The sequence below is a fragment of the Pseudomonas sp. SAR267 genome (assembly GCF_052077595.1).
Lineage (GTDB): Bacteria > Pseudomonadota > Gammaproteobacteria > Pseudomonadales > Pseudomonadaceae > Aquipseudomonas > Aquipseudomonas vlassakiae.
Genome location: NZ_JBQIHU010000001.1, coordinates 5,758,478 through 5,769,961, shown reverse-complemented (window position 1 = coordinate 5,769,961; position 11,484 = coordinate 5,758,478). Strand labels below are relative to the sequence as shown.

General features: G+C 64.5%; 8 protein-coding genes and 1 pseudogene. 3 read left to right on the top strand and 6 right to left on the bottom strand.

Going from position 1 to position 11,484, the window contains the following annotated elements:
- Window positions 1-15 precede the first annotated feature (15 nt).
- Window positions 16-5,859, bottom strand: a complete 5,844-nt coding sequence (mnxG, locus tag ACTORR_RS27335; protein WP_313364845.1) for a manganese-oxidizing multicopper oxidase MnxG — start codon at window positions 5,857-5,859, stop codon at window positions 16-18.
- A 164-nt stretch (window positions 5,860-6,023) separates the two neighbouring features.
- Here mnxG and ACTORR_RS27330 point away from each other — a divergent pair.
- The 3 genes and pseudogenes from ACTORR_RS27330 to ACTORR_RS27320 form a co-directional block, all read left to right on the top strand.
- Window positions 6,024-6,207, top strand: a pseudogene (locus tag ACTORR_RS27330) (hypothetical protein); the annotation flags it as partial.
- A gap of 211 nt (window positions 6,208-6,418) precedes the next feature.
- The gene (locus tag ACTORR_RS27325; protein ID WP_054885289.1) at window positions 6,419-6,706 is read left to right on the top strand and encodes a hypothetical protein; all 288 of its coding nucleotides are present in this window, start codon (window positions 6,419-6,421) and stop codon (window positions 6,704-6,706) included.
- 84 nt (window positions 6,707-6,790) lie between these two features.
- Window positions 6,791-7,405: a Yip1 family protein gene (locus tag ACTORR_RS27320; protein ID WP_054885290.1), complete on the top strand. Its 615-nt coding sequence runs from the start codon at window positions 6,791-6,793 to the stop codon at window positions 7,403-7,405.
- 18 nt (window positions 7,406-7,423) lie between these two features.
- On the opposite strand, the gene ACTORR_RS27315 is transcribed toward ACTORR_RS27320, so the two are convergent.
- From ACTORR_RS27315 to ACTORR_RS27295, 5 genes are all read right to left on the bottom strand, one after another.
- Window positions 7,424-7,684 (bottom strand): DUF1652 domain-containing protein, encoded by a 261-nt coding sequence (locus ACTORR_RS27315; protein WP_054885291.1) that lies wholly within the window; start codon window positions 7,682-7,684, stop codon window positions 7,424-7,426.
- 214 nt (window positions 7,685-7,898) lie between these two features.
- Window positions 7,899-8,810: a DNA-3-methyladenine glycosylase family protein gene (locus ACTORR_RS27310; protein WP_313364844.1), complete on the bottom strand. Its 912-nt coding sequence runs from the start codon at window positions 8,808-8,810 to the stop codon at window positions 7,899-7,901.
- 139 nt (window positions 8,811-8,949) lie between these two features.
- A complete protein-coding gene (locus tag ACTORR_RS27305; protein ID WP_441344087.1) occupies window positions 8,950-9,837 on the bottom strand; it encodes a pirin family protein in 888 nt (295 codons plus the stop codon).
- Window positions 9,838-9,937: 100 nt separating this feature from the next.
- On the bottom strand, window positions 9,938-10,810 hold the full coding sequence (locus ACTORR_RS27300) for an alpha/beta fold hydrolase (RefSeq protein ID WP_313364842.1): 873 nt from the start codon (window positions 10,808-10,810) through the stop codon (window positions 9,938-9,940).
- Window positions 10,811-10,831: 21 nt separating this feature from the next.
- Window positions 10,832-11,461, bottom strand: coding sequence for a LysE family translocator (locus tag ACTORR_RS27295; protein ID WP_313364841.1), 630 nt, complete (start codon window positions 11,459-11,461; stop codon window positions 10,832-10,834).
- Window positions 11,462-11,484: the final 23 nt, after the last annotated feature.

Below are 11,484 nucleotides of genomic sequence, written 5' to 3'. Positions count from 1 at the left end.
CGCGCTCCCCTACCCTTACTGGCTCGCCGCAGTTGCCGGCGGCGCATCGTTGGTCACCCGCAGGATGCCCCACAGCCCCGAGAGGTTGCCGTAGGCGGCATAGTCGCGGAACAGATAGTCGCCGGGCACTGCGTTGGCGCCACCGGCACTGGGCAGCATGAAGCTGAAGTGCGCGGCCGGCAGCACGCTTTCCTGGGCGCCGATGTACATGCTCATCGGGTTGTTGGCAAAGCGCACCGAGCCGATACCAGGCAGGTTCATCGGGTAGCCGTCGGTGTCGTTCTTCTCGGCCTGGTATGCATGCAGCGGCCAGACATGCCCATCCAGCTGGTAGACCATGCCGCGGCTGCCACCGCTGGGCATGACGATGTGGTTGCGCACCGGCTGGCCCGGCCTGGCGTACAGCACCGGGGTCAGCGGGTCGCCACCGACCAGGGCATTGGCGTAGGCCATGTGGGCGTTGGGCACATCGGCGAAGCCCAGGCCGTTGGCGTGGCCGAACGGCGAGTCCGGGGCCATGCCGAAGCGCAGCCACAGCGGTTCGGTGCGGTAGTTGACGGCCATGTTGCCGTTATCCTGCGGGTCGCCCGCCGCACCATTACCTTCGGCGTTGATGCCTTCCACCGGGCGACCATCGGCCCAGCGCATGTTCAGCGCGCGCTGCCAGACCGTGACGAAGTCGCGGTAGTCCGGCTGGCCGGTGACCTTTACCGTGGCCTGGGCGCGAGTGGCCGTGTCTTCGCTCCAGGTGGCGGTCTGAGGCAGGACACTCATGGCACCGACCAGGCCCTTCTGCGGTTGTTTGATGAAGTCCGCCGGGGTCAGGTTGAGGCCGCCGAACTCGATCGCCGTGGTGTTGATGTTGTCCACCGTGCGGCCCAGTTGCAGTACCGGCTTGCCTTCACGCTCCAGGTGGCCGGCGTAGTACTGGTACACCTTGCTCGGGTAGGCGCCACTGTTGCCGACCCGGGGCGGTACGGTCTGCACCGGGTTGAGACCAACGTTGGCACCATCGGACTTGGTGATGTCGTAGGCCAGCAACTGGGCGTGCAGGCCGACATGGCTGGATGGGCGCATCAGGTTGTTGGCAAAGGCGGTGGCGCCTTCGCTGTCGAACCGGTCACGCTTGACCACGTTGTGCATCACCGCGGTGCTGGGCAAGTCCGGCATCACCTCGGGCAAGCGGTTCTCCAGGGTGATGCTGATGCAATCGCCAGCGTTGGCCCGCAGGATCAGCGGCTCCACAGGTACGCCGGCTTTCAGCTTGCCGGTGCTGGCATCGAGGTCGGCCTTGCGCACGTACAGAATGGCCGTCGGGTCGTGCAGCGGCGCACTGTGGCCACCGATGCTGAACGGCATGCCGTCCTCGGGATCGACACCGCTCACCAGCGGGATGCTGGTCTTGCGATTGTTGAACACCAGGGTGCCGCCGTTGGCCTTCAGCGGCCCGCCGACATGCTGGCCGATACCGGCGATATCGTTGATGGCGACGCCGTTGCGGTTGTCGAGGATGTCGTTGGCCAGCGCGGCGACGATCTCGTAGCTGCGCTTGACGGTGGCGCGGGTACCAATGCCATTGGGGTTGGCCGTGGTTTTCGGGCAGATACCGTCGAAGTTGACGGTGTTGCGCATGGCCACCGGCTGCGGGTTGTTCGGCAGCGGGAACAGGTCGGCACGCTGGGCGGTGTAGTTGCGCATGATGCCCCAGATGCCGTTCCAGTAGCCTTCCAGCGCTGCGTCCAGCGAATACAGGTAGTCACCGTTGGTGGCGGCGGAACTGGAAATCATCGACACCGGTGCCAGGAAGCCAAGCTGCTCGGATATGCCGATCATCTGCGATGACTTCCAGCCCGAGTTGGAGCTGTTGCCGAAGCCGGAGCCATTCTGCAGCCATTTCACGCCGTGCAGCGTCACGTTGTGCTCCTCTTCATGGCCGCCGGCATGCATGCGCAGGCGCACATTGTCGCCGCTGTAGGTGCGCAGCATCGGCGTGAACGGGTCGCCCGGCTCGCTACCACCGCGGTTGATGTGCGGTGGGAATAGCGTGGTGCCACCGGTTGGGCCGACCGCCGAGGTGATCGCCGAAGGCGCCAGGTTCATGGCCGGGATGGCGCGGTCGGTGCGGGTCTGCAGCGCGTAGCTGAGGTCACCGCCAAGGCCCTCGGCCTGCATGCCGCGCTTGCCGTCCGGGCCGACCTTGTTCGGGTCGAACACGCGCAGGGCCAGCGGTTCGTTACGGTAGTTGACGACGAACATGCCAGGGTCATCCACCGAGATCGCCTGCGGGCATGGCCGGCTTGGGCAGCCCGGATTGATGCCGCCACGTTCTTCGACGATGGCTTCCAGCAGGTTCGACGCCTTGCCGCGTACCGGCGGGTTGATGGCGTAACGGAAGCTGTCGGCAGTGGCCGGGAACGACTGGGCATTGGGGATGCCATCCGGGCCGGCACCAACATATACCCCCGCCTCGTAGGCATGCTGGAAGTCGCTGTACTCGAGGAAGAACTCGCGGTAGCTGTCGTTCTTGCCGTCACCGTCGTTGTCGCCGGTGTGGATCACCGCTTGCCACGAAGTCGGGCCGCCATCCTGGCGGGTGGCCGGGTTGTACAGCTTCTCGCCAGTCTCGGCGTGGTACCAGGTGGAACCGGCCGGCTCGGCCAGCACGGTGGCGTACAGCCCGAGTTGCTGGTGGGTCGATGGGCCGAGGTGGTCGTGGGTGAAGATGGTGCCCAAGCCACGGTCGACGTTGAACACGTTGACCAGCGGGTCGGCGAACCAGCGCTGCATGGCGGTGCGCGCGCCCAGCCAGTCGGCCCGGCCGAAGCGGCCGAAGTACGGATGCTGCTTGGCTTTCGGGCAGGCAGCGGTGCCGTCGCGGGGGTCACCCTCGGTGCAGTTGTTGAAGGCACGGATGGCATGCACGCGCTCGACCACACTGCCGGGCGAGAGGATGCCATCTTCGTAGTTCCAGCCGTTGGCCGAACCGTCGGCAGCGGTCAGGTCCCACTTGGGCAGGTGGATGTGCTGGCCGATGACATCGGTCGGGGTGCGCACCTGGTAGTCGTCCATTTCATAGAACGACGGGATCAGGTTGGTGTGCTGGTACATGGTGCAGTCGAAGGTGTTCATGCGCATCACCAGTGGCTCTGGCGGGCGCTGCTTGGTGATCACTGGCCAGGCGTCTTCCCACAGGGCGATGATGCGCGCCTGCGGGAAGTGGTAGCCGACCTTGTTGTACACCGCGTCGAACTGGATGTTGGCGCCCTTGTAGATGCGCGGGCGATCGGCAGTGAAGGCAGACGCGCCACGGAAGTTGATGCCGCTCGGGCTTTCGCCGCTGAAGAATTCGCCAGCGCCCGAAGACTGGGTCAGGCGTTTGCCACGGTCATCCATGCACGGTTCATAGAATGGGGCGCCTGCGGTCGGCAGCGCGCCGTTGGTGCGGAAGGCCTTGGGCACCGGTTGGCTGCCAGGGACCAGCGCGTAGCTGGGGTGCTCGGCTGTGGCATGGAACTGCATGGCGGCCTGCTCGACGTCGGTACCCTCTTCCGGCAGGTAGATCGGCCTGGCCCGGTGCACCACCTTGGAAAAATCCAGTTTGGTGGTGCTGGTAACGGCTTCGCCGCCAGCGGATACACCGTCCAGCGCATGGCGCCCGAGTCCACCGTCCCAGCCATCGACCTGGTTGGGGTCGAGGTTGGCCCACAAGGCTTTGCCGCTGTCCTTGAGCTGCCGGGCCAGGGCCGGGTCGAGCATGTCCAGTGGCGGGGTTGGCGGGCGGTTGCCGACGCTGCTTTCCATGCCGCCGATCCAGAACGGGTAGCCCGGGTTCTTCAGCGTACCGTCGGGATTGCGGTTGGCCTCGCTGCGGTCGACCAGGGCCAGCGAGCCGATCGCCTTGGCAGCGCCAGGCTGCTGGGGGTGGTCGTCATCACCTTCGCTTTCAGGGTGGTCATCGTTGTTGGCGACCGTCTGCCCGGCAGCGAGCTTGGGCACCACCACCACCTTGCCAGGCATCGGCGCCATGGCCTTGCCTGGCAACGGCACAATGGCCGGGATTGGCGTGCCGGCAACGATCTCGCCATCTGGCAGTGCCCGGGCGCCCGCCGCTGGCTTGCCGCTGCGCAGTGCGAACGGGGTGCTGTGAAAACCGTTCTCGCCCTGCCCGCTGACATCCAGCCGGGTGCCTTCCTCGAACACGTCATGCACCCGCCACATGGCCCACATGCCTTGGGCGAAATGCGGGTAGAAATGGCAATGATAGATGGCATCGCCAGCCACCCGGTTGCGGTTGCCCGAGCCACCGTTGGCGATCTCATAGGTGTAGCCGACGCCGGCACCGATACCCTGGGCATCGATGTAGTCGGAATTGTCGTCGTTGGGGTTGAACAGCCACTGATGCCCGTGCAAGTGGAAGATGTGCTGCTCGTGACCGTTGTGGGTGTTGCGGAACTTGGTGAAGTCACCAATGTAGCTGTGGTGCACGTTGGCCGGTTCCGCCGGGTACAGGGCCATGCTGGCCTTGACCCCGGTGGCGCTTGCCGGCGGCACTTCGCCGGGGCGGATATGTTCGAGGCCGACGTTGGCCGGCACATCGACCAGGGTGCCGATATCGCCCACGGTGTGCGCACTGAGGAAGAACTCTTCGTAGGCGCACGACAGGCAGTCATGCATCGGCCCCACGCCCAGGCGGTTGGCGACCACCTCGGCGCCCATGCCACCGGAGCCATAGTTGATCATGAACGCGTCGCGCGCCGGTTCCAGTACATGCCCCATCACCGGGTCTGCCCAGTAACCAGGGAAGGCCTGGGTGCCGGCCACCTCATCGGCGAACTGCGAGGCGAAGTCGCGAAACGCCTCGAGCCGGTTGGGCAGCGCCGGGTTGCGCTTGCCGATGCTTTCCAGTGGGTAGGTGGACTTGGGGAAGCTGCCATCAGGGTTGGGGCCCATGACGATGGCGTCGGTTTCGCTGCTGAGGATCTGGTTGCCGTCGATCATCGCGATGATCGGCTTGCCGGCCTTGCCCTCGGTGATCCAGGGTTCGCGCTGTGGATAGCGGGCCTCATAGTCGATCACCGGCTGGCCAGCGGCGGTGCGGCCGGTGGTGGCCAGGCGCATTTCTTCTTCGGTCAGGGTGTTGCGGTAGGTTCGCCCGCCTTTGGGGACCACCACCACCTGGCCGAACAGGCCGTTGGCGACATTGCCGGCAGCCCCTTCGCCGCCAAAGGTGGCGGCTTTGCTGGTAGCGGCGAACGCCCCTTCGCGTTCGGCAAACAAGGTGTAGCTGCGGGTGCTGCCGGGGCTGACCAGGAAGTTGCCGTTACGGCCGGTGTTGGCAGAGATGTCGGCGATGCTGTTGACCGCCTGCATGCCGTTGACCTGAAAGCCGACCATGCGCTCGGCGACTTGCTCGTCGGCGACGAAGCCTTCGGCAGCTGGGTCTTTCGGCAGTTCGAGGCCTTCGACTTGTTCCGCCTCGATGCCATGCTTGTTGGGGTTGGCCCGGTAGTCGAGCAGGTTGGTGAGGTTGACCGTGAGGCAGTCGCCGGCGGCCACGCGCAGCACGATCGGCCGTGGTCGCTTGTCTGGCCGCAGGGTGACCTTGCCCGGCACTGCGGCACCGCCCCTGCTCAGCGGGACCTGGCGGTCATCCACCACATCCTCGCGCAGGGCGAAGATCATGCCGTTGGCGTTCTGCGCACCCAGGCGGTTGAACATCAGCGGCTGGTCCAGGGCTACCACGTTGGCCACCAGGGTGCGTTGGCACTGCACGGCGGCCTCGCTCTCGCTGGTCGCTTCCCAGCCAAACAAGGCCAGGACAAGTGATGTCAGGACGGGGCCTTTGGACGAGATCGACATGCTGCACCTCCGGGACGCAGGAACACTGCATAGAGGGCAGCAAGGTGTGTGCCACAAGGAAATAACTTGCTATTTCAGTAAGTTAGCAATGGAAAAGGACCAATTTGGGGAGGATCCCCCATGGAAATTCCCCGAATCGGGGGGATGATATGCATTGTCGTTTCGGTGAAATGCAGGGCAAGAGGAACTGGCAACTGCCGTTCTGGGCCGTGCTGTTTCCTTACAACCTTTTGCCTAGCTATCTGCTGGTACGTCATCTGCCGCCTCTTCAATGTACGAGCAGCACCTGCGCCACCCGAAGCGTTCGAAGAAGTACCTGTTCAATCCACCAGGCTTGAACGCAGATGATCCACTGCAAAGCGGCTGACTGACGAGGCGCCGGGCCACGCGGCCCTTCGTCGGCCCACTGCAAAAAAACCGTGAAACCCCATGAAACAAGTTGAACATACAGCTCCGGTAAGCTTCCAAAAGATGATACGTGCCATCCTTTTGCCAGGAGCCTGCCGCCAATGCCTACCCAGTCTTCCCTTCCGTGCCAGCGCCCAGGAGCCCTGCGGCCATGAAGATGCCAGGCCGTGCGCCCAATTCCAGCCTGCAACTCGACTACGTCCGTGACACCCTGTTCGGCCCGGTCGCCCTGAGCGTGGAATGCCAGTGCCAGCTCGCCCCTCTCAATCTGCAGGGCCGCCCTGGCCTGCGACTGCATATCTGTCCACCCTTGCCAGACAAGGTCGAGCGCGCCCACAGCGTGGCGTTCGTGTGGGACGGGCGCAGCTATCACGGCGTGGTCCGCGATCAAGGCAAATGCGGCGATGGCGGCCTGAACCTGCTGCTGGAACTGCAATAAGCCGATCAACGGCCAGATGTCAGGCTGAACCTGATACAAGCGGCGGATCTCCATAACTACAAGGCTTGCCTTCTGGAGATCGCCATGAACAGCCCGTTGCTCAAGCTCTTCACTCGCCCCTCCGACGCCTGGATCGACATCCGCCGCGCCGAAGAGGACCACCCGCAACAATACCTGCCGCGCCTGCTTGCGCTGGCGCTGGTCCCTGCCCTGTGCCTGTTCGTAGGTACCACCACCTTCGGCTGGAGCCTGGCCGCCGAAGACCGTGTGCGCCTGAGCATGGCCAGCGCCGCGCAACTGGCCGGGCTGCTGTATGCCACCACGGTGGTCGGGGTGATGCTGATGGGGGTGATGATCCGTTGGATGTCGCGCGGCTTCGATGCGCAACCGACGCTCAACCAATGCATCGGCTTTGCCGCCTACTGCGCAACGCCCTGGTTCTTCGCCGGCGTCGTTGGGCTGGTGCCGATCCGCTGGCTGGCACTGCTGGCGCTGGTCGCCGCGTCTGCCTATGCCACGGTATTGCTGTACGGCGGCTTGCAGACCTTCCTGCGCCTGCGCAAAGAGCAGGCCATGCTGTTTGCCAGCTGCGTATGGGGGGTGGGGTTGCTGTTGCTGGTGACCATCCTGGTTTCGATGATCCTGTTCTGGAGCCACGGGCTGATGCCTGAATACGTGCGCCCGGCCAGCCTCGGCTGACCGGTACGCATCGGCTGCTCAGGCGATGGCCCTGAGTGCCGCCGGGTGGCTGTCCCGCAGGGTGTGCAACTGACCGACAAGATTCACCAGGTCGCGACAACTGTTCAAGCTCTGCAATGAGACCCCGGAGAGGGTCACGCCCTCCTCCAGGCTTTGCCCCTGACCCAGGCGAATGGTCAGGGTGGTGCCGTCCGGGCAGCTGACTTCGCAGCGGTCGGGCAGGCAAGCCTGCTCGATGATCTGCCGCATTTCCAGCATCGAAACTCCTATCAACGACATAGTACGACCCTCTCTGTACTGGATGGCCTGTTGTGTGTGAGTACGCCTTTGGCAGGCAGGGTGCCAATTGATATTGCGCATGCCCAAGCGGCCGTCCATGCGCTGGGGCAATGATCGTGCGAGGAATCACTTAGCACCTTAGTGGAAGAACGGCGGGCAGCACCGCTCGTTCGATCGAATGCTGGCACTTCACGACAGGCGGTCGCTGAACGGACTATTTGTCGCCCAGGGACGCCCATAGATGCTGCGCCGCATAAGCGCGCCAGGGGCGCCAGTCCTGGGCACGTTCGGCCAATTGGGCGTCGGGCCCTTCCAGCAGACGCAAGGCTTTGACCAGCGCTACATCGCCCAGCGGCAACGCATCAGCGGCGCCTGCCTGGCGCAGCGCCAGATACAGGGCGCTCCAGGGGCCAATGCCTTTCAGCCGGCAGAGGTTGGCCAACAGCGGCTCCAGGCCCTGGCCCTTTCGCAGCAGCTCTGGTTCTGCCAGCAGTGCCCGCGCCAATGTACCCAGGGTGGCAGCGCGTGCCCGGGGCATGCCCAGGTTTTCCAGGTCGGCGTTGGCGAGCACGTGCGGCGTCGGAAAGACATGGGTCAGGCCATCGGACGGCTGACGAAGTGGCTGGCCATGACGCGCCACCAGGCGCCCGGCCAGGGTCATGGCACCCGCCACGCTGATCTGCTGGCCAAGCACCGTGCGCATGGCTTGCTCGCAGGCGTCCCAGCCCTGAGGGACGCGCAAGCCCGGGCGGGCGGCGAGCAGCCTGGCCATCAAGGGGTCGCGACACAGTTCGGTGGCGATGCGTGTCGGGTTGGCGTCGAGGTCGAAGAAGCGGCGAATTCGGGCGATCAGGCTGGGGACAGCGGCGGCAGGCACGCCGCTGAGTTGGATAAACAGGCGATTGCCACTGGCGGGCCGGGCTTGGAGTACACCGTGTTTGCCAGCCACGGGGAAACTGCGGCGATAGGTGCCAGCGCTGAAGGTTTCGATGCCGGGGATGCAGCGCGCGGCCAGGAAGGCCTGGGTCGAAGGCCAATGGTAGGGCGTGGGGTAGCGCAGCCACAACGTGTGCTGGCCGAAGGCATTGAACGAGCGGTGAACGGCGTGCAGTCGGGACAGAGGCATCGCAGCATCATGCCAATATTTGCAGGGTTTGTACCGGCCTGTTCGCGGGCACGCCCGCCCCCACAGGTTCATCACTCACCTTCAGGCAGTGACAATCCTGTGGGGGCGGGCGTGCCCGCGAACAGGCCGGTACAGGCAATCAATGATCCAGGCCAGCCCCCTCGCCCGCCATCTGCCCAAAGCGCCCAGCGTGGAAATCATCGAACGACTCGGCAATCTCCGCCTGGCTGTTCATCACGAACGGACCATAACCCACGATAGGCTCATCGATCGGCTCACCGCTGAGCAGCAGCAGGCTGGTGCCTTCGAGCGCCTCGATCGCCACATCCTCACCACCGCGTTCCAGCAACACCAGGCTGGCCGGGCCGGCTTCGCGCTCGCCGTTGACCCGCACGGTACCGCGCAACACCACCAGAGCAGCATTGTGGCCGTCGACAATCGGCAGTTGCAGGCTGGCACCCTCTTTCAGGCGCAGGTCCCACACATCCATCGGGGTAAAGGTCCGCGCGGGGCCAGCATGCCCCTGATAGCCACCGGCGATGACCCGCAGGCTGCCGGCATCGCCTTCCAGTTGCACCACGGGGATATCCGTCGACAGCAGCGTCTGGTATCCGGCAGCCGCGCGCTTGTCACGCGCCGGCAGGTTGACCCACAGCTGCACCATCTCCAGCGAACCGCCACTGCGGGCAAATGCCGGTGAGTGGAACTCTTCATGGATGATGCCGTTGGCAGCGGTCATCCACTGCACGTCACCAGGGCCAATAAGGCCACCGGCACCGGTCGAGTCGCGGTGCTCCAGCTCGCCCTGATAGACGATGGTCACGGTTTCGAACCCACGGTGCGGGTGCTGGCCGACACCGCGGCGATCGCTGGTCGAAGTGAAGTCGTACGGGCCGGCATAGTCCAGAAGCAGGAACGGGCTGATCTTGCTGGCCAGGTTGTCGTAAGTGAACAGGCTGCGCACAGGGAAACCATCCCCCACCCAATGGGCATGGGGGCTGCGGTGGATACCCAGAATCTTTTTCATGAGAAATCTCCTCTCCAAGCTGGGTTAACCTTACCAATCAGCCCAATAAGTCGGTAGCGGGCTTAAATGGCACTGATCGTTCCATAAATGGAACAGCCATTCACGCTTGCAGGTAATCGAGCACCTTCTGCGCGGCCATCGCCGGATCCTCCTGCATGAAGCAGTGCCCACCAGGGACCTGAACGGCGTTCACCGCCGGGTTGAGGCTGGCCAGGCGCCGCACCGAGTGGGGCACGAAGGGATAGGTGTGTTCGCCATAAAGCACCAGCGTCGGCACCTGGATGGCAGCCAGCTGCGCCCACATGCGCGAGGGGAACGAGCTGAAGATCTCTACCTCGCGGCTGGGCCGGCACTTGAGCACCACGCCTTCGCCGCAATCACCGATCGCATGCTCGACATAGGCCTGCAGCGCCGCGTCGGTCCAGCCCTTGAAGATGCCACGTCCGTGCAGCGATGCCCGCGCCGCCTCACGGTCCGGCCAATGGCTGCGTCGGCTGCCCGCCTTGCGCGCCAAGGCATGGCGGCGGTGCAGGCCGACCAGTGCAGCGGCGCCCATCACGCCGATCATGCGCCGGCTGAACAGCACCGGATCGAGCAACACGGCGCGGGCGAACAAGCCCGGCTGGCTGGCCAGCATCAAACCGGTCAGTACGCCACCGAAGCTATGCCCCACTGCGTAACGGGTAACCTCCCCATATTCCCCACGGCCGGCCTCGAAGGCTTCCACCGCCAGCGCAGCGGTCCGGTTCCAACCACGGAATTCACCACCATGGTCGCTGTCACCATGGCCCTGCACATCGCAGAGCCATAGATCGAAATGTTCACTCAGGCTCAACAGCAACGGCTGGTAGGCCAGGCAGCAAAAGCCGTTACCGTGCAGGAAATGCAGCAACGGCTTGCCGCTGGCTGGCGAGCGCCAGCCACGCAGGGTGAAGCCTTCGGAGCTGTCGAAGGACCAGGGAATCAACTGCATCGGCTTGCTGTACTCATGGGTTCATGAAAACGCCGATTCTACAAACAGCAGCGGGTAGAGTGAAATCACCAGCAGCAAGGCCATCAGGACATTGAACAGCATCAGCCAGCGAGGGTTCTGCAACAGGTTGCGCAGGGCGCTGCCAAACATCACCCAGACGCCGACGCTGGGCAGGTTGACCAGGGCGAACAGCGCAGCAATTACCACCACATTCATCACATAGCCCTGGGCCGGTGTGTAGGTGGTGATCGCCCCCACCGCCATCACCCAGGCCTTGGGGTTGACCCACTGGAATGCCGCAGCGCCCCAGAACCCCAGCGGCTTGCGCGCGCTCGGCGAGTCGCCGCCGAGCGGCCCTGAGCTGGCGATCTTCCAGGCCAGGTACAGCAAGTAGGCCGCACCGGTATAGCGCAACACGGTGTACAACGCCGGCCAGGCCTTGAACACCTCGCCCAGGCCCAGGCCCACTGCCAGCACCATGACCATGAAGCCGACGCTGATGCCCATGGCATGCGGGATCGAACGGCGCACGCCGAAGTTCACGCCCGAGGCCAGCAGCATGGTGTTGTTGGGCCCCGGTGTGATCGAGGAAACGAAAGCAAACAGCACGAAGGCAGTCAGCAGGTCGGCAGAGGCAAGCATGGCAGGCATTCCAGAATTGTTGCAGGTGCTGT

What these genes read in the sequence shown, in the direction of transcription:
- ACTORR_RS27295 (WP_313364841.1), bottom strand. Translation starts at nt 11,461, where the DNA reads ATGCCTGCCATGCTTGCCTCTGCCGACCTGCTGACTGCCTTCGTGCTG.
- mnxG (WP_313364845.1), bottom strand. Translation starts at nt 5,859, where the DNA reads ATGTCGATCTCGTCCAAAGGCCCCGTCCTGACATCACTTGTCCTGGCC.
- ACTORR_RS27305 (WP_441344087.1), bottom strand. Translation starts at nt 9,837, where the DNA reads ATGAAAAAGATTCTGGGTATCCACCGCAGCCCCCATGCCCATTGGGTG.
- ACTORR_RS27325 (WP_054885289.1), top strand. Translation starts at nt 6,419, where the DNA reads ATGAAGATGCCAGGCCGTGCGCCCAATTCCAGCCTGCAACTCGACTAC.
- ACTORR_RS27300 (WP_313364842.1), bottom strand. Translation starts at nt 10,810, where the DNA reads ATGCAGTTGATTCCCTGGTCCTTCGACAGCTCCGAAGGCTTCACCCTG.
- ACTORR_RS27315 (WP_054885291.1), bottom strand. Translation starts at nt 7,684, where the DNA reads ATGTCGTTGATAGGAGTTTCGATGCTGGAAATGCGGCAGATCATCGAG.
- ACTORR_RS27320 (WP_054885290.1), top strand. Translation starts at nt 6,791, where the DNA reads ATGAACAGCCCGTTGCTCAAGCTCTTCACTCGCCCCTCCGACGCCTGG.
- ACTORR_RS27310 (WP_313364844.1), bottom strand. Translation starts at nt 8,810, where the DNA reads ATGCCTCTGTCCCGACTGCACGCCGTTCACCGCTCGTTCAATGCCTTC.